16 protein-coding genes are annotated in these 17,242 nt (G+C 51.6%); 4 read left to right on the top strand and 12 right to left on the bottom strand.

Features of this window, described 5'->3' with window-relative positions; genetic code table 11:
- The first annotated feature begins 1 nt into the window (after nt 1).
- The gene (gene gltD / locus K0335_RS04675; RefSeq protein ID WP_104920062.1) at nt 2–1,420 is read left to right on the top strand and encodes a glutamate synthase subunit GltD; all 1,419 of its coding nucleotides are present in this window, start codon (nt 2–4) and stop codon (nt 1,418–1,420) included.
- A 183-nt stretch (nt 1,421–1,603) separates the two neighbouring features.
- The gene (locus K0335_RS04670) at nt 1,604–2,731 is read left to right on the top strand and encodes a YhcG family protein (RefSeq protein ID WP_219393747.1); all 1,128 of its coding nucleotides are present in this window, start codon (nt 1,604–1,606) and stop codon (nt 2,729–2,731) included.
- 59 nt (nt 2,732–2,790) lie between these two features.
- Here the strand turns inward: K0335_RS04670 and nanQ are convergent, their stop codons facing one another.
- The 12 genes from nanQ to zapE all read right to left on the bottom strand — a co-directional run bounded on the left by nanQ (nt 2,791) and on the right by zapE (nt 15,122).
- Entirely contained in the window at nt 2,791–3,255 is a 465-nt protein-coding gene (gene nanQ, locus K0335_RS04665; protein ID WP_000979880.1) for an N-acetylneuraminate anomerase, read from the bottom strand.
- Nucleotides 3,252–4,127: an N-acetylmannosamine kinase gene (gene nanK / locus K0335_RS04660; RefSeq protein ID WP_000209044.1), complete on the bottom strand. Its 876-nt coding sequence runs from the start codon at nt 4,125–4,127 to the stop codon at nt 3,252–3,254. The genes nanQ and nanK overlap by 4 nt, the downstream gene beginning before the upstream one ends.
- Nucleotides 4,124–4,813 carry an N-acetylmannosamine-6-phosphate 2-epimerase gene (locus K0335_RS04655; RefSeq protein ID WP_000054238.1) on the bottom strand — a complete coding sequence of 230 codons (690 nt, stop codon included), beginning with the start codon at nt 4,811–4,813 and terminating at the stop codon, nt 4,124–4,126. Before K0335_RS04655 ends, nanK begins: the two co-directional genes overlap by 4 nt.
- A 46-nt stretch (nt 4,814–4,859) precedes the next feature.
- Nucleotides 4,860–6,350 carry a sialic acid transporter NanT gene (gene nanT, locus K0335_RS04650; RefSeq protein ID WP_000108486.1) on the bottom strand — a complete coding sequence of 497 codons (1,491 nt, stop codon included), beginning with the start codon at nt 6,348–6,350 and terminating at the stop codon, nt 4,860–4,862.
- A 108-nt stretch (nt 6,351–6,458) separates the two neighbouring features.
- Nucleotides 6,459–7,352: an N-acetylneuraminate lyase gene (gene nanA, locus K0335_RS04645; RefSeq protein WP_104920060.1), complete on the bottom strand. Its 894-nt coding sequence runs from the start codon at nt 7,350–7,352 to the stop codon at nt 6,459–6,461.
- A 122-nt stretch (nt 7,353–7,474) separates the two neighbouring features.
- Complete coding sequence (gene nanR, locus K0335_RS04640; RefSeq protein WP_104920059.1) at nt 7,475–8,257, bottom strand: transcriptional regulator NanR; 783 nt, start codon at nt 8,255–8,257, stop codon at nt 7,475–7,477.
- A gap of 117 nt (nt 8,258–8,374) precedes the next feature.
- Nucleotides 8,375–8,878: a ClpXP protease specificity-enhancing factor gene (gene sspB, locus K0335_RS04635; protein ID WP_000366121.1), complete on the bottom strand. Its 504-nt coding sequence runs from the start codon at nt 8,876–8,878 to the stop codon at nt 8,375–8,377.
- Between the two features lie 5 nt (nt 8,879–8,883).
- Nucleotides 8,884–9,522 (bottom strand): stringent starvation protein SspA, encoded by a 639-nt coding sequence (gene sspA / locus K0335_RS04630; protein ID WP_000257287.1) that lies wholly within the window; start codon nt 9,520–9,522, stop codon nt 8,884–8,886.
- A 388-nt stretch (nt 9,523–9,910) separates the two neighbouring features.
- On the bottom strand, nt 9,911–11,644 hold the full coding sequence (ltrA, locus tag K0335_RS04625; RefSeq protein WP_219393746.1) for a group II intron reverse transcriptase/maturase: 1,734 nt from the start codon (nt 11,642–11,644) through the stop codon (nt 9,911–9,913).
- A 1,295-nt stretch (nt 11,645–12,939) separates the two neighbouring features.
- A complete protein-coding gene (rpsI, locus tag K0335_RS04620; protein ID WP_000829815.1) occupies nt 12,940–13,332 on the bottom strand; it encodes a 30S ribosomal protein S9 in 393 nt (130 codons plus the stop codon).
- Nucleotides 13,333–13,347: 15 nt separating this feature from the next.
- Nucleotides 13,348–13,776, bottom strand: coding sequence for a 50S ribosomal protein L13 (gene rplM, locus K0335_RS04615; protein WP_000847559.1), 429 nt, complete (start codon nt 13,774–13,776; stop codon nt 13,348–13,350).
- A 218-nt stretch (nt 13,777–13,994) separates the two neighbouring features.
- Nucleotides 13,995–15,122: a cell division protein ZapE gene (gene zapE / locus K0335_RS04610; protein ID WP_219393745.1), complete on the bottom strand. Its 1,128-nt coding sequence runs from the start codon at nt 15,120–15,122 to the stop codon at nt 13,995–13,997.
- Between the two features lie 193 nt (nt 15,123–15,315).
- Between zapE and zapG the strand changes: the two genes are divergently transcribed.
- Entirely contained in the window at nt 15,316–15,714 is a 399-nt protein-coding gene (zapG, locus tag K0335_RS04605) for a Z-ring associated protein ZapG (protein WP_104920057.1), read from the top strand.
- Between the two features lie 154 nt (nt 15,715–15,868).
- Nucleotides 15,869–17,236, top strand: coding sequence for a serine endoprotease DegQ (degQ, locus tag K0335_RS04600; RefSeq protein WP_000745036.1), 1,368 nt, complete (start codon nt 15,869–15,871; stop codon nt 17,234–17,236).
- Nucleotides 17,237–17,242: the final 6 nt, after the last annotated feature.

Raw genomic sequence — 17,242 nt, 5'->3', positions numbered from 1 at the left:
AATGAGTCAGAATGTTTATCAATTTATCGACCTGCAGCGCGTTGATCCGCCAAAGAAACCGCTGAAGATCCGCAAAATTGAGTTTGTTGAAATTTACGAGCCGTTTTCCGAAGGTCAGGCCAAAGCGCAGGCTGACCGCTGTCTGTCGTGCGGCAACCCATACTGCGAGTGGAAATGCCCGGTACACAACTACATCCCGAACTGGCTGAAGCTCGCCAACGAGGGGCGTATTTTTGAAGCGGCGGAACTGTCGCACCAGACCAACACTCTGCCAGAAGTATGCGGACGTGTCTGCCCGCAGGACCGTCTGTGCGAAGGTTCCTGCACGCTGAACGATGAGTTTGGCGCGGTGACCATCGGCAACATTGAGCGTTATATCAATGATAAAGCGTTCGAAATGGGCTGGCGTCCGGATATGTCCGGCGTGAAGCAAACCGGTAAAAAAGTGGCGATTATCGGCGCAGGCCCGGCAGGTCTGGCGTGTGCGGATGTCCTGACACGCAACGGTGTGAAAGCGGTCGTCTTCGACCGTCACCCGGAAATCGGCGGCCTGCTGACCTTCGGTATTCCGGCCTTCAAGCTGGAAAAAGAGGTAATGACGCGCCGCCGTGAAATCTTCACTGGCATGGGTATTGAATTCAAACTCAATACCGAAGTGGGCCGCGACGTACAGCTGGACGATCTCCTGAGTGATTACGATGCCGTGTTCCTTGGCGTCGGGACTTATCAGTCAATGCGCGGCGGACTGGAAAACGAAGACGCCGATGGCGTGTACGCAGCGCTGCCGTTCCTTATCGCCAACACCAAACAGTTAATGGGCTTTGGTGAAACCAACGACGAACCGTTTGTCAGCATGGAAGGTAAACGCGTGGTGGTACTTGGCGGTGGCGATACCGCGATGGACTGCGTGCGCACGTCTGTACGCCAGGGGGCAAAGCACGTTACCTGTGCCTATCGTCGTGATGAAGAGAACATGCCGGGTTCCCGCCGCGAAGTGAAAAACGCGCGGGAAGAAGGTGTTGAGTTCAAATTCAACGTCCAGCCACTGGGTATTGAAGTGAACGGTAACGGCAAAGTCAGCGGCGTAAAAATGGTGCGTACCGAAATGGGCGAACCGGATGCCAAAGGTCGTCGCCGCGCGGAGATCGTTGCAGGTTCCGAACATATCGTTCCGGCAGATGCGGTGATCATGGCGTTTGGTTTCCGCCCACACAGCATGGAATGGCTGGCAAAACACAGCGTCGAGCTGGATTCGCAAGGCCGCATTATCGCCCCGGAAGGTAACGAAAATGCCTTCCAGACCAGCAATCCGAAAATCTTTGCTGGCGGCGATATCGTCCGTGGTTCTGATCTGGTGGTAACCGCCATCGCTGAAGGTCGTAAGGCGGCAGACGGCATTATGAACTGGCTGGAAGTTTAAGCTCTGTCCCAGCGCCGCCTCCTCAGAAAAGAGTCGGCGCTGAAATTCTCCTTTCGTTCTGGAAAGCGCCTCGCATAATCTGAAGAAAACCAATGTAATACGCACATCTGGATTGTTACCGGCAGATGCCCGGCGTATAGCTGATTCCATTATTCAACACTGCGCCATATAAAGGGAAAGATAATGGAATCGCTCTCAGAAGGAACCACAGCAGGCTACCAGCAAATCCACGACGGCATTATTCATCTGGTCGATAGCGCCAGGACAGAAACGGTACGTAGCGTTAACGCGCTGATGACCGCGACATACTGGGAAATTGGCCGACGAATTGTCGAATTTGAACAAGGTGGCGAGGCCAGAGCTGCGTATGGTGCGCAGCTAATCAAGCGACTATCAAAGTATTTAAGTCTAAGGTATAAGCGTGGGTTCTCTGCAAAAAACTTACGCCAAATGAGGCTTTTTTACCTCTTTTTTCAACATGTTGAAATTCGCCAGACAGTGTCTGGCGAATTAACACCATTGGGAATTCCGCAGACACCGTCTGCAGAATTCCCATCGGCAAAGATTTGGCAGACGCTGTCTGCCAAATCGTTCCCCCTGCCCTGGTCCACCTACGTCCGTCTACTTTCCGTTAAAAATGCTGACGCCCGCAGCTTTTATGAAAAAGAGACGCTCCGCTGTGGCTGGTCTATTCGCCAGCTAGAACGGCAAATTGCGACCCAATTTAATGAGCGAACACTACTGTCACATGACAAATCAGCCATGCTGCAACAACACGCTCCTGCCGAGACGCATATTCTTCCGCAACAGGCGATACGCGATCCCTTTGTGCTCGAATTTCTGGAATTGAAAGATGAATACTCAGAATCCGATTTTGAGGAGGCGCTGATCAATCACCTGATGGATTTCATGCTGGAACTTGGGGATGATTTTGCCTTTGTTGGTCGACAGCGAAGGTTACGCATTGATGACAACTGGTTTCGTGTCGATCTGCTGTTTTTCCACCGCCGTTTACGCTGCCTGCTAATCGTCGATCTAAAAGTGGGCAAATTCAGCTATAGCGATGCCGGACAGATGAATATGTATCTCAACTACGCCAAAGAGCACTGGACGCTACCGGATGAAAATCCGCCCATCGGTCTGGTTCTCTGTGCAGAGAAAGGAGTCGGAGAAGCGCATTATGCTCTGGCAGGTTTGCCTAACACCGTTCTGGCAAGCGAATATAAGATGCAACTACCTGATGAGAAACGACTCGCAGATGAACTCGTTCGAACACAGGCGGTGCTAGAGGAAGGCTATAGACGCCGTTAATTTCAGCGGTTTCGAATTCTGCAGACAGTGTCTGCAGAATCTTTAAAACGAACTAAGTTTTAAGCCATTAAATCAGCCTTAACCTTCACCACAACCTTTTTAATCTCTCCAGGTTCGCCGACAACGCATCCTGGTTTATGCGGTTCTCCCGGCATAAACACGGCGAACATTCCCGGTTTTAAGATGATGGTTTGCTCGTTTTCAATGGCGCTGCAAAGCTGGTAATCATCTTCATGGTGGAACTCTTCACACTGGCGCGCAGTGCCTGCCATGCCAAACAGAATCCGTTCCTCACCGTTTAACAACAGCTGGATATCAATGTATTGCTCGTGCAATTCCGCTTTTTTCTCGACGGGCGATTGAGTGTTAAACGTCATGACATTCATAAAGATATTGTCACCCTGTAATTCGTAACGACCCGGTGCCTTTTCTTGCGGCCTGGCGGCTAATGCCAGCGTTAACGCGTCCTGTAACGCAGGATGTAATCCGGCAGACGGTAATGACTGTACTTCACCCATCATCATAATTTTTCTCCCTGGGCCAACAGCGCAGCCCCAAGTAAACCTGCATCATGGCGGTAGTGCGCCGCCAGTAAATCAACATGAAATGCTGCTGGCTCCTGCGCCAGATATGTTTCCACCAGCGCCAGATACCCTTCTGCCAGACCAACGCTGCCACCGACCACTACGCACTGGCAATCAGTTGTGGCTTTAATATCAGCGATCAGCCTTGCCAGCACGCGTGCGGAGCGGTGAATCAGCTGCTGCGCTTGTTCATCACCCTGTCCGACTCGCTTGAAAATAGCTTTCGCATCCGCACCCGCCAGTTCACCCTGTGCCGCCGCCGCAATGCCGCGACCAGAAGCAATCGCCTCCACGCAACCTGTGCGTCCACAGCCGCAGACTGGACCATGAGGATCAGCCAGCGTATGCCCGATGTGCCCCGCCAGACCGCCAGGGCCGGTGAGCAGTTTGCCGCCGCTCACTACACCGCCGCCAACACCAGTGGAAACGGTGATAAACACCATATCGGTTATATCGCCTTCCAGCCCCTGATACTCCGCCCACGCTGCGGCCTGCGCGTCGTTAATGGCAATGGTCGGCAAATCGGTAAGTTGTTCCAAAGTTTTGACTAACGGAAAGTGTAGCAATCCACCGAGATTATGCGGATTCAGCGCCAGCAGGCTGCCGTCACGAATAATTCCGGTAGAAGCGATGGCAACCTGCTGCGCATGCGCTTGTAACGGAGAGACTAATGCGGCTAAGGCTTCACGCAAGGCTTCTGGTGTCTGGCTGGCAGGCGTAGGAAGTTCACGGCGATCGCGGATCTGCCCATCAGCGCCAATCAGCGCGGCGGCAAGTTTAGTACCGCCGATATCAATCGCCAGTGTAGTCATAGCACCGCCTTTTTCATCGCTGTGTTGTACCACTGACAAATGTGTTCAAGACGCGTGATAGCAGAACCGACCGTCACCGCCCATGCACCGTGGCGCATCGCATCCGCCGCCTGAGCAGGCGAGTTGTAACGTCCTTCGGCAATCACCCGACATCCGGCGTCGCTTAATGTTTTTACCAGTGCCAGGTCTGGCTCTTCTGGCGTTTCAGGCGTGGTATAGCCAGAAAGCGTAGTACCAATAATTTCGGCTCCCAGCTTTTGGCAAGCCAGGCCGTCTTCCGGCGTTGAACAGTCGGTCATCGCCAGTAAACCGTGATGGTGAATACGCGCCAGTAGTGTTTCAACTGGAACCGGGCGCGGTCGGTCAGTGCCGTCAATCGCGATAATATCCGCACCCGCCTGCGCCAGTGCATCAACATCTTCAATATAGGCCGTGATGCGTACCGGAGAATCCTCCAGATCGCGCTTCACAATCCCGATAATCGGCACGCTCACCACCGCACGCGTGGCTTGTAGATTTGCCACACCTTCAATGCGAATGGCAACCGCGCCCGCCTGCTCTGCCGCTAATGCCATAGCAGCGACGATTTCCGGTTTATCGAGCGGGCTGTCCGGAACCGGCTGGCAGGAGACAATCAGGCCACCGTTAGCAGCGATTTTTTGATCCAGTTGTGCAAGTAACGACATACATCTTCCCTTAGCAAAAGGCCCGGTCCAGGACCGGGCAACAGGATTAACTTTTGGTTTTGACTAAATCGTTTTTAGCGCTGCCAAACGGTACGGCACCGCTAAATGGTTTGCCGTCGATAGCGTCATGAGTACGCAACGCTTCCGGGCGCAGCCAACGCTGAACGCGGGAAGGCATATCCAGACCAATCAGCAGGATCACCACAAATGTAAGACTGAACGAAAGCGATCCCAGAGCAGTGCCCAGATCCAGACGTTGAGCGATCAACGCGCCGAGGATTGGGGCCAGTGCACCACCCAATGCGCCAACGTTGTAGGTAAAGCCCAGCCCCGCCGCACGCTGGTCGGTATCGAAATAACCGCCGATCAGTTTCGGTAAAATCCCGGAGATGCCCTGACCAAGCATTTGCTGGAAGAACAGTAACAGACCGAGCACCCAGACGTTTGCACCACCAATTGCAAATACCGGAATAATCAACAGTTGCGAGGCCAACAGGCTACAAACATACGCTTTGCGGGTTCCCAGCCAGTCACCGAGGAAGCCACCGACGCAGCAACCCACCGCCGCGCCAAAGCCACTAAAGAACAGCACATTGGCAACCGTATGCGGGTTATAAGCAAGTTCAGTTTTAAGATACGTTGGCAGCAGAGCCTGAATCGGCCACGAGTAGAGGAAAGCAAATAACACGACCACCATCAGCATTACGCCCGTTGGCCAGCGTTTGCCCGTACTCTGCACCATAAAGCTGATAAAGATTGCGGCGCATAACAGCCCGAGAACTGCGACGATTGCGGCATTTTGCAGGTTACCGGCGAAGCAGAACCACAGCGCAGTGGCCGCCGCCAGTGTCATCACGATATTGGCGATACGATGTTCACCACGGTAGAGAATATCCACCATTGTGCGTACTGGTGCTTTACCTGCGTGTTTCTCTTTCCAGTCTTCCGCTTCCGGGATGTTTTTACGCAGCCAGAGAGCAAAGATGATTGGTAAGATGCCGATAAAAAACAATGCACGCCAGCCCCAGACCGGAACCACCAGGCTGTAGACCTGAGCGGCAACGACGGCACCTACCGAGAAGCCGGAAATCAGAAAACCACTGGCTTTGTTACGCAGATGTTTTGGCCAGCTTTCAATGACATAGGTGGCGCTGGAACCGTATTCACCCGCCATCCCCATGCCGATGACCAGACGAGCAATAAACATGGTGATGTAGCCTGGCGCGAAGCCACAAGCCAGCGTCCCGACCGAGAAGAGAACGATACTGGTGACCATTGCCAGACGACGCCCGTAGCGGTCACCCATAGCGCCGAGCATCAGGCCGCCGAACCAGCGAGAGATAAAGGCTGCGGAGATCAGACTTGCTGCCTGTACCGTCGTCAGCCCGAATTCACCCTGTACTTCGGTGAGTACCAGGGCGATTAAAACGAAATCAAAACCGTCAAGCAGATATCCCAACCAGGCAGCGGAAAATGCCCGCCATTGTGCGCGGTTGAGATGGCGATACCACGGGATATTCTGGGTTGTAGTACTCATTGTGAGTCTCCCGCGGTGGGCGATGCCCACACGCTTTGGTATGAAAATTGTAGGGTACAGATGCGCTTATTTCCCCTCACCCGGTAGGGGCGAGCGAGGGGAAACAACTCACCCGCGCTCTTGCATCAACTGCTGGGCCAGCGCCCTCAGTTCTGGCAGATATTTTTCATCTACCGGACCAAACGGTTTGCGGCACAGCGGCACAGAAACGACATCCATATAATGCAGGACCGTTTTCAGGCCGCGGAATACGCCCGTTTTGATCAGTAAATCAATGACTTTGTTGCACTCAGTTTGCAGTTTCTGCGCGGTCTGGATATCCCCTTCTTTCAGCGCCTTCACGATACCCTGATAACGCCAGCCCATAATGTTGTAAGTACTGCCGATACCACCATCAGCGCCCGCCAACAAACCAGAAGCAAAGATTTCGTCGTAACCGTTATAGAGCACCAGATCCGGATGTTCACGACGGATCTGCTCCATCTGATAGAGATCGCCAGAGGTCTGTTTCAGCGCGCCGACACCAGGCAACGTAACCAGAGTGTTAATCTGATCCAGGGTCAGTTTAACGCCGCTTAACGCCGGAATGTTGTACACCACCATCGGCAACCCATCCGCCGAATCAATAATTGCCCGATAGTGATCGCAGTGTTCTTCAAAGCTGAAAGGGTAGTAGAACGGCGTGACGGCGGAGACGGCATCGAAGCCATAACGTTTGGCTGAAGACGCTAGCTGTTGGCTTTCAGCAGTGCTGACGCAACCTACATGAGCGATGAGTTTAATCTTGCCTTTCGCCTCTTCGGCGACGATTTCCAGTACCTGTTCACGCTCGGAAAGGCTTTGTACAAAGGCTTCGCCGGTCGACCCCCCGACATATAAGCCGTCAATGCCCTGCTGAATATTGAACTGAACCAGGCGGCGCAGACTCGCTTTATCCAGTGCTTGTTGTTGGTCAAAAGGAGTCAGGAGTGCGGCCATCACGCCACGTAAATTCGTTGCCATAAATACCTCTGAAGTGATGCTTGTCTGTTGAAACGATATACCTTTATACCTGTTATACCAGATCAATTAAGCAACACCCCATACAGAAAGCTTATAATGCGATCTGCTTCACTAAAGTGGCATTATTTCTTTTTGTGGGTGGTTTGGCCGAAGGCGTGCCAGGTGGCAGAAACGCTGTTGAGATGCGATTGCAACGCGCGATCGGCTTCATCGGGATCGTGGCGGCGGATCGCGTCAACGATCGCAATATGCTGTTGATAGCTAACGTTGTTATGCTCGTGCAGAGCCTGATCAGCTACGGTTGGGCGCGCGGCGATCAGCCAATCGAGCAGGGCAACATGGATCGCCATAAAGATCGGATTGCCGGGGATCTCCGCCAGCACGCGGTGGAAATCAACGTCTGAACGAATGAATGCCGCGTTGTTATCCAGCGACTGACTGTTGATTTCCAGTGCTTTTGCCAGCAAATCAATTTGCTCATCGGTGGCATGTTCAGCCGCATAGCGCACCAGGCTGGATTCAAAGAACAGACGTAATTGTTCGAAATGGGCAATCCCGCCAGGATGAGAAAGGAAATCTTTCGCCATGCCGGAAAGCTCGCCGATGATGGTGTCCGCCGAAGGACGCGAGACGCGGGCGCGTTCTCCATTGTTTATTTGCACCAGACCTTTTCGTTTTAATGCTGCCAGCGCTTCACGCACCGAAGGTCGCCCGACGTTAAAGAACGCCATCAGTTCGCGCTCAGACGGCAACTGCTCACCTTCGCCAAACTCGCGGCGGCGGATCATCTGCTCCAGCTCTTCTTCCACCATTTCGGAGAGTTTTTTACGCGCCAGCGGGCGGCTGCGCAAGTTGCGACCGATAGTAGTAGTAGAATCTTCAGCTTGCGGCTCAAATGCGTTCATAAGGCTCTTTCTGGGAAAATGCGTTAACGGATAATAACGAAGTTATCGTAACACAGTATCAAAATCAGACGAAAAGAAGGTAGATAGCAAAACAGGCCACATGGGCCTGTTTATCATTTATTTCACAACCCGCAATGCCGGGCGTCCACCTCGTGGAGGCTGTGGCGGCTCGTCATCAGGATTATTGTCATCGTCATGATCGGGCTTATCACCGTCAATGACCGACATCACCGTCTCGCTTTCATCAGCGGAAGTGGTTTCGTCATCATTCTGGCTTGCGATTTCTTCGTCGTAAGCCGCTTCCGGCTCAAACATGGTGCCCGCACCATTTTCTCGTGCATAAATTGCTAACACGGCTGCCAGCGGAACATAGACCTGGCGAGGAACGCCACCAAAGCGCGCATTAAAACGCACTTCATCATTTGCCAGTTCAAGATTTCCCACGGCACGCGGTGCAATGTTCAGAACAATTTGCCCATCACGCGCATATTCCATCGGGACTTTCACGCCGGGAAGCGTCACATCCACCACCAGATGCGGTGTGAGCTGGTTATCCAGCAGCCATTCGTAAAATGCACGAAGCAGGTATGGCCGACGTGGTGTTAGCTGTGACAAATCCATACAGATTAACTCCGACCGAGGCGCATTTCGCGTTCGGCTTCTGTTAAGGAAGCGAGGAAGGAATCACGTTCAAAGACGCGCGTCATATAGCCTTTCAGCTCTTTCGCGCCCGGACCGCTGAACTCAATCCCCAGTTGCGGCAGACGCCACAGCAGCGGTGCCAGATAGCAGTCTACCAGGCTGAATTCATCGCTCAGGAAATAAGGCTTCTGACCGAAAACTGGTGCGACAGCCAGCAACTCTTCGCGCAGCTGTTTACGCGCAGCATCAGCTTCTGCATTAGAACCGTTCATGATGGTATTCATCAGTGAGTACCAGTCTTTTTCGATACGGTGCATGTACAGGCGGCTTTCACCACGTGCAACCGGGTAAACCGGCATCAGCGGCGGATGAGGGAAACGCTCATCAAGGTATTCCATAATGATGCGAGATTCCCACAGGGTCAGCTCACGATCAACCAGGGTCGGTACGCTCTGATTCGGGTTGAGGTCAATCAGATCCTGAGGCGGATTGTCCTTTTCCACGTGTTCGATCTCAAAGCTAACACCTTTTTCAGCCAGCACAATGCGGACCTGATGGCTATAGATGTCAGTAGGACCAGAAAACAGCGTCATTACCGAACGTTTGTTGGCAGCGACAGCCATGAAAACCTCCAGGTATAGTCAGAATTTTTACTGCTACCAGCCAACATATGGCCAGTCAGAAGTGATGTTACCCGCCAGCGGATGCGTCATTCATGTTCGGAACGCAAACAAAAAATGAACAATACCCGTCATTTGGGCAGAAAATTGGATGATAGTTTACCAGATTTTGCGACCTTTGTGGTGAGTCGATTCTGGAAATGGGGAAAAAGAGGCGACATTCAGAAGAATGCGACAAAACCAGACCCACTTTGGCGATAAAAAAACCCGCCGAAGCGGGTTTTTTCGCCAATGGTAATCTGCGTAAGCAGAAACCAAGTCGGGTAGGCAGTGATCATTACTGATCACCGCCCCCCTAAGAACCGTACGTGCGAATCTCTCCGCATACGGCTCAAGCCTTTCTGTTAACCTCCTGAGCGGTCGGCTTCACCACGTTTAACCCTAAAGCATGGATTTGAGTATGACAGACCGGATGTACCAGTACCCTGTTATCCAGTGTGTCATCGCCTCCGTGTACTCTGTATATGATATGGTGGTCATGCCATCCCGTCGCTCTCGTAATAGTCTGACCACATAAAGCACATTTTCCCTTCTGTTGCAGGTAAAGCATCTGCCATTGTCTGCGGTGTGCCTGATGTTCCAGCATCCGCTTCCGTGTCAGCTCTTCACCATACAACTCCCATTCCGGTAAAAACGGATTGAAGCCCGCTCTCACTTTCTGGTGTCGCTTTATTTTGACATCCCCTGCATACCGCAGATTCAGCCATTCCATACCTTCATTACCAAAGACCTGTGTTCCGAATACCCAGTTTCGGGTTGCCGTTGTGTGAAAGTATTTCTCCTTCACCCAGCGCTTACCCTTATTGGGGTGTCTCCGGCTTGCCCACCGCCACAACGCCCGCCATATCAGTGCATCCATACGGCCAAACGCTTTACTGGCCACCTGATGGCTGTGGTAGTTTGTCCATCCGCGTATCTTCGGGTTAAGCTTCCTTATCAGGTTTTCCTGTCGGGCAGAGCCATATTTCGTGATTGTCGCCTTAATGTTACGGTAAAATGCTTTCACATTCTTCCGTGACGGCTTTATCAGAATATGCCCTTTATATCGCCTGACCATCCAGCCCAGAAATTCAAATCCCTTATCGATATGCACGATGTGCGTTTTTGTCTCTGAAAGCCATAATCCCCGCTCAGCGAGGAAAGCTTCCACTACGGGTTTCACCTGATGCTGGAGCAAGTCCTGCGTTATTCCCGTAATAACAAAATCATCGGCGTACCGGATAAGATACACTTTGAACTGCCGGATTTTCCGGCTGGCTTTCTCACCGAAATGTTCAGCCAGTCGTTTTTCCAGCCCGTCCAGCGCCATGTTTGCCAGTGTCGGGGAAATAATTCCCCCCTGTGGCGTGCCTTCTTCTGTCTCCTTCAACTCGCCCATATCCACCACACCTGCTTTCAGCCACTTCTGCAATATCCGTTTATTCAACGGAACATGTTTCAGCAGCCAGTTATGGCTGATATGGTCGAAACACCCTTTAATATCTGCATCCAGCAGCCATTTCGGAGAGCCTGCCTTACACAATGTCATATGACAGTGAGTAATGGCATCTGCCGTGGAGCGGTTGAGACGGAATCCGTAAGAGCCCGTATCCCCCGTTGTCTCCGCAACAGGCTGAAGTGCCAGAAGATAAAGTGCCTGCATCGCACGGTCTTTCATAGTCGGAATACCCAGAGGGCGTTTCTTTCCATCCGCTTTGGGAATATAAACCCTGCGTAATGGCCGAGGTTTATACCTTTTTGCGGTTAACCGTCCGATAGCATTCCACTTCGCTTCGGGCGTATTCCAGAGTTCACGGTCGACACCTGCCGTCCGTTTGCCTTGGTTTTCTGTCACCCGCCTGACTGCCAGTGCTTTCGCATACGGCGAGTGGGTCAGCTTCCTTTGCAGGTTTTTAACCCTGCGCCAGTCGCTTTCCTGTGCTGCCTTCGCAATCCGTACCTGCAATCCTCTCACCACCTGCGTCACTTTTGACCAGTTAATCCGGTGCCAGTGACTCAGATGACCGGAGTACGCTGGGCTTGAAGAATGCTCCCCTTTCGGGTTATGCTCTTCTCGCTTAATCATGCTTTCCTCCTGTGATGCAGAGGTCAGCAGATTGTCCGGTAATTTATGATATCCTCTGGGTTAACGTCCTCACGTTACTGGTCAGAGGAAAATCACGGTCTTACCGTTATTCTGCCTACTGTCCACAACATGGTTTGTATGATTGAGTATGGTGCGCGAGGGATATCACCGTGATATCCCGGCCTCCATTCTCTTTCCTTATCCCACAGAGAATTAGCCTGCCATCTTACGATGAAAGACCAGACGGAAGTCTGCCCCCTTTCGGGTACGGGTATGTTTCACCCCGTTATCCGTGCCATTACAGCACGGCATTCGCTTTTTCCGTCTTCCCTTACCTGCACCTCCGACAGCTTCCCTTACGGGTCGCCTGCCCTTTCGGGCAGAGATACAGGCTTACCGAGTTCCATAATCATCACACGAAAGGTGAAGACGCTGCCTTGTCCGCCGGTGGCTTTGGTGATGACGTATTCCAACGTTAAAGTGGAATAACCCGCCACGTACCTTTTGGTCAGAGCCTGTCAGCAACTTTGGCTCTTTCTCTATTACGACGTTTAAACAGACAATTCACTTACGTTCGTCTTTCCTCTCAGCCTAGCCCCTCAACCACCCTGTTGCTGGTAGTATCCGCATGATTACCTCACGGTAATTACACGCCTGTTACGGGGGTACATTGTCAGGAAGCTCCGCACAAAACCGTTACCAGTTCTGCACTATCCCTAGGCTACCGTTGGTCATACAACGGGTTGACTCCCCTGCTATCGGGTTCAACAATGACGACTACAGCTTTAGCCCTTGTTTTGCAAGTTTGATCACGGATGTTATCCAGAGAAGCGCGAACCGATAATGCTGATCCACATCCTCTGACGGTTTCACAACGATTACATAAGACAGGATCCCACGAGGGAAACCCTCATCTTGATCATTACAATGGTCACATCCGTTACCGGAATGTCTTACACTGTTTCCTGTTGAAGAGAATTTCCCGAAGGAAATATCACTTCAGGATGACGGCAGTGCTTCAGAGAGAAATATCGTCTGCTACTGGTGCTTTTACGGGATGAGAAACCTCCCGCAGACATGTTAACTCCATATCCCAGAGGACGATCATAAATGATCGTTGGGACAATCCGCTTTTGGCCAGTTTACTACACTGCAAGCCCCTTAAGGGGCAGCAGAAAAACACTGCCCCAAAAAGGACTTGCAAAATGTCGAAAAACATGATAGCTTGCTTTTCGACTCTCCGAAAGTTGTTTAAAAACAACAACTTCCGACGCAAAGGGCGACTCTCGTCGCACTTAACGTTTGGAGAACTGCGGACGACGACGTGCTTTACGCAGACCGACTTTCTTACGTTCAACCTGACGAGCGTCACGAGTAACGAAGCCAGCTTTACGCAGTTCGCCACGCAGGGACTCATCATACTCCATCAGAGCGCGGGTGATACCGTGACGGATCGCACCAGCCTGACCAGAGATACCACCACCTTTAACGGTGATGTACAGGTCCAGTTTCTCAACCATGTCGACCAGTTCCAGCGGCTGACGAACTACCATGCGGGCAGTTTCACGACCGAAGTACTGTTCCAGAGAACGTTGGTTGATTACGATTTTACCGTTGCCCGGTTTGATGAAAACGCGAGCTGCGGAACTTTTGCGGCGACCAGTGCCGTAGTATTGATTTTCAGCCATTGCCTATAATCCCGATTAGATGTCAAGAACTTGCGGTTGCTGTGCCGCGTGGTTGTGCTCGTTACCCGCGTAAACTTTCAGTTTACGGAACATAGCACGACCCAGCGGGCCTTTTGGCAACATGCCTTTAACCGCGATTTCAATCACACGCTCAGGACGGCGAGCAATCATCTCTTCAAAGGTCGCTTGTTTGATACCACCGATGTGGCCGGTGTGGTGATAGTACACTTTGTCAGTACGCTTGTTGCCGGTTACAGCAACTTTGTCAGCGTTCAGAACGATGATGTAATCACCGGTATCTACGTGCGGAGTGTATTCCGCTTTGTGCTTACCGCGCAGGCGACGAGCCAGTTCAGTAGCCAGACGGCCCAGAGTTTTACCGGTCGCGTCAACAACATACCAGTCGCGTTTTACGGTTTCTGGTTTAGCTGTAAAAGTTTTCATTAAAAGCTTACCCAATAAATAGTTACACGTTGGTGAACACCCAAACGTCTTCAATTGTTGAGGTTCACACGACAAAGTCCGGCAAACCTACCCCTTCGAATAGCCTATGCCAGCACACAAAAAGTTTTGGGAAAAAAACTTTCTTGTAACGTGGGGTCGCAGGATTATAGAGAAGTCGGGGTCAAAGATCGACCCCTTTTTGTGATTTGTGGCAGGTTTTAACCCGCTAAATGCTCGCGCTTCAGATACTCTTCGCTTTGCATCTCTTGCAGACGTGACAGGCAACGCTGGAACTCAAATTTCAGCCGCTCGCCCTGATAAATTTCATATAGCGGCACTTCTGCACCCACCACTAATTTGACATGGCGCTCGTAAAACTCATCCACTAGCGCAATAAAGCGCCGCGCTTCGCTCTCCATCAACCGCGTCATGACTGGTACATCAAACAACATGACCGTGTGAAAGAGACGTGAGAGCGCAATATAGTCATGCTGACTGCGGGCATCAACGCACAGCGTAGTAAAAGAGACCGCCAGCGTCTGGTTCTCGACGCCTATTGTCGCCAACGGCCGATGGTTGATTTCTAACGTCGGTGAATTTTCTCGTTTCGCCCCCGCCAGCGCCAACCATAGTTTATCCATTTGCGCCCGGGTTTCATCGTTGAGTGGCGAAAGCCACAGGTGCGCCTGAGTGAGCGTACGCAGTCGATAATCAACACCAGCGTCCACGTTCATTACATCACAATGCTGTTTAATGGCATCGATTGCAGGCAGAAAACGCGCACGTTGCAGGCCATTTCGATAAAGTTCATCCGGCGGAATATTGGACGTCGCTACCAGGGTAATACCGCGGGCGAACAGGGCTTTCATCAGGCCGCCAAGTAGCATGGCATCGGTAATATCAGAAACAAAAAATTCGTCAAAACAGAGCACGTCAGTTTCGGCTTTAAAGCGATCGGCAATAATTTCCAGCGGATCGGTCTGCCCCTGCAAAGCAGTTAGCTCTTCATGTACCCGCAGCATAAAACGGTGAAAGTGCAGACGCTGTTTCCGCTCTCCCGGCAAGCTTTGATAGAAAAGGTCCATCAGCCAGGTTTTCCCACGACCTACCCCGCCCCACATATACAACCCGCGCACGGGTGCATTAGTTGTATCTTCGCGTTTTCCCAGCAGTTTTCCGATCCGCACCATTAACCCGCTCGCTTTGGGCGCTGTTGGCGTACCGTTAATTAACTCCTGATAAATCGTTTCCAGTCGATTCACCGCCTCTTTTTGTACGTCGTCCGGTTGGTGACTACCCTCTTTCAGAGCCTGGAGGTAACGCGATGTTGGGGTAAAGCTTTGCATGATGTTATTGTTATTCCTCGAATACTTTATCTGTCGTAGTTCATGCCTGGCGAAAAAAAGGCCGTTCTACACTACGTGATATGCTGTCGGGATTCCACTTCTACGGGATTAACGGTTATAGTGGCATTATCAGCCGCAGGCATGGAGCCTGAAGCCAACACCCTACGGAAACAAAAGACAACGGGAGATGTTCATGACCTGGGAATATGCGCTAATTGGGTTAGTCGTCGGCATCATTATCGGTGCCGTGGCCATGCGTTTTGGTAATCGTAAATTACGTCAACAACAGGCGTTGCAGTACGAACTGGAAAAAAATAAAGCTGAGTTGGATGAGTACCGCGAAGAGCTGGTTAACCACTTTGCCCGCAGCGCCGAATTACTGGACACCATGGCGCACGACTATCGCCAGCTGTACCAGCATATGGCGAAAAGCTCCAGCAACCTGCTGCCGGAGCTGTCTGCGGAGGCTAACCCGTTCCGCAACCGTCTGGCGGAATCTGAAGCCAGTAATGATCAGGCACCGGTGCAAATGCCGCGTGACTATTCCGAAGGCGCTTCCGGCCTGCTGCGTAGTGGCGCAAAACGCGATTAATTTATTTTTCGGGCGCAGCCATTGCGCCCTCCTCTTCTGTCCTGGCCCGACTATCATTTAATCTGACATCTGATTGTTCGCAGATTAGAAATTCAATAACATCAATCTGTTTTGAATCGATTTTCCTTATCACTCAAGGTACGAGAGCCGGAATATGAAAAAGCAAACCCAGCTGTTGAGTGCATTAGCGTTAAGTGTCGGGTTAATTCTCGCGGCACCGTATCAGGCCGCAGCATCAATTCCCGGCCAGGTTGCTGGTCAGGCACCTTTACCCAGCCTCGCCCCCATGTTGGAAAAAGTATTACCTGCGGTGGTCAGCGTTCGAGTCGAAGGCACAGCTGTTCAAAGCCAGAATATACCGGAAGAATTCAAAAAGTTTTTTGGCGATGACCTGCCAGAAGGACCTTCACAGCCTTTTGAAGGACTCGGATCAGGTGTCATTATCGATGCAGCTAAAGGCTATGTTCTCACCAATAACCATGTCATAAATCAGGCGCAGAAAATCAGCATCCAGCTCAATGATGGGCGCGAGTTCGATGCGAAACTGATTGGTAGCGACGATCAGAGCGATATCGCCCTGTTGCAAATTCAAAATCCCAGCAAACTGACACAAATTACCATTGCTGATTCCGACAAATTACGTGTCGGTGATTTTGCCGTGGCGGTGGGTAACCCTTTTGGTCTGGGGCAAACCGCGACCTCCGGGATTATCTCGGCGTTAGGTCGTAGCGGGCTAAATCTGGAAGGTCTGGAAAACTTTATTCAAACTGACGCCTCAATCAACCGGGGTAACTCTGGTGGTGCCCTTATTAACCTTAATGGCGAACTGATTGGGATTAATACTGCTATTCTGGCACCTGGTGGGGGCAGTGTAGGTATTGGCTTCGCCATCCCAAGTAATATGGCGCGCACTCTGGCTCAGCAACTGATTGATTTCGGCGAGATAAAACGTGGGTTGCTCGGAATTAAAGGTACGGAGATGACCGCTGATATCGCCAAAGCGTTCAAGCTGGATGTGCAACGTGGCGCATTTGTCAGTGAAGTCATGCCAAACTCCGGTTCAGCGAAAGCAGGTATCAAGTCAGGCGATATCATCACTAGTCTCAATGGGAAGCCATTGACCAGCTTTGCCGAGCTACGTTCCCGCATTGCCACGACCGAACCTGGCACTAAAGTCAAACTGGGCCTGTTGCGTAATGGCAAGCCACTGGAGGTTGAAGTCACGCTGGATACCAGCACCTCATCTTCTGCCAGCGCAGAGATGATCGCCCCAGCGCTACAGGGCGCAACGCTTAGCGATACACAACTAAAAGATGGTACCAAAGGTATCCGCATTGAAAATATTGAGAAAAGCAGTCCGGCGGCACAATCAGGCCTGCAGAAAGACGATGTGATTATTGGAATTAACCGTGATCGCGTGAACTCAATTGCTGAGATGCGTAAAACACTGGAAGCAAAACCGGCGATCATTGCTTTGCAGATTTTGCGTGGCAACGACACCCTTTATCTCCTCCTGCGTTAATGTAGC

Origin of the sequence: Escherichia sp. GZ89 (assembly GCF_019366485.1) — a bacterium.
Classification (GTDB): domain Bacteria; phylum Pseudomonadota; class Gammaproteobacteria; order Enterobacterales; family Enterobacteriaceae; genus Escherichia; species Escherichia fergusonii.
The sequence above is the reverse complement of the archived record's forward strand: the minus strand, read 5'-3'. Positions and strand labels throughout refer to the sequence as shown.

What these genes read in the sequence shown, in the direction of transcription:
- gltD (WP_104920062.1), top strand. Translation starts at nt 2, where the DNA reads ATGAGTCAGAATGTTTATCAATTTATCGACCTGCAGCGCGTTGATCCG.
- K0335_RS04670 (WP_219393747.1), top strand. Translation starts at nt 1,604, where the DNA reads ATGGAATCGCTCTCAGAAGGAACCACAGCAGGCTACCAGCAAATCCAC.
- nanQ (WP_000979880.1), bottom strand. Translation starts at nt 3,255, where the DNA reads ATGATGATGGGTGAAGTACAGTCATTACCGTCTGCCGGATTACATCCT.
- nanK (WP_000209044.1), bottom strand. Translation starts at nt 4,127, where the DNA reads ATGACTACACTGGCGATTGATATCGGCGGTACTAAACTTGCCGCCGCG.
- K0335_RS04655 (WP_000054238.1), bottom strand. Translation starts at nt 4,813, where the DNA reads ATGTCGTTACTTGCACAACTGGATCAAAAAATCGCTGCTAACGGTGGC.
- nanT (WP_000108486.1), bottom strand. Translation starts at nt 6,350, where the DNA reads ATGAGTACTACAACCCAGAATATCCCGTGGTATCGCCATCTCAACCGC.
- nanA (WP_104920060.1), bottom strand. Translation starts at nt 7,352, where the DNA reads ATGGCAACGAATTTACGTGGCGTGATGGCCGCACTCCTGACTCCTTTT.
- nanR (WP_104920059.1), bottom strand. Translation starts at nt 8,257, where the DNA reads ATGAACGCATTTGAGCCGCAAGCTGAAGATTCTACTACTACTATCGGT.
- sspB (WP_000366121.1), bottom strand. Translation starts at nt 8,878, where the DNA reads ATGGATTTGTCACAGCTAACACCACGTCGGCCATACCTGCTTCGTGCA.
- sspA (WP_000257287.1), bottom strand. Translation starts at nt 9,522, where the DNA reads ATGGCTGTCGCTGCCAACAAACGTTCGGTAATGACGCTGTTTTCTGGT.
- ltrA (WP_219393746.1), bottom strand. Translation starts at nt 11,644, where the DNA reads ATGATTAAGCGAGAAGAGCATAACCCGAAAGGGGAGCATTCTTCAAGC.
- rpsI (WP_000829815.1), bottom strand. Translation starts at nt 13,332, where the DNA reads ATGGCTGAAAATCAATACTACGGCACTGGTCGCCGCAAAAGTTCCGCA.
- rplM (WP_000847559.1), bottom strand. Translation starts at nt 13,776, where the DNA reads ATGAAAACTTTTACAGCTAAACCAGAAACCGTAAAACGCGACTGGTAT.
- zapE (WP_219393745.1), bottom strand. Translation starts at nt 15,122, where the DNA reads ATGCAAAGCTTTACCCCAACATCGCGTTACCTCCAGGCTCTGAAAGAG.
- zapG (WP_104920057.1), top strand. Translation starts at nt 15,316, where the DNA reads ATGACCTGGGAATATGCGCTAATTGGGTTAGTCGTCGGCATCATTATC.
- degQ (WP_000745036.1), top strand. Translation starts at nt 15,869, where the DNA reads ATGAAAAAGCAAACCCAGCTGTTGAGTGCATTAGCGTTAAGTGTCGGG.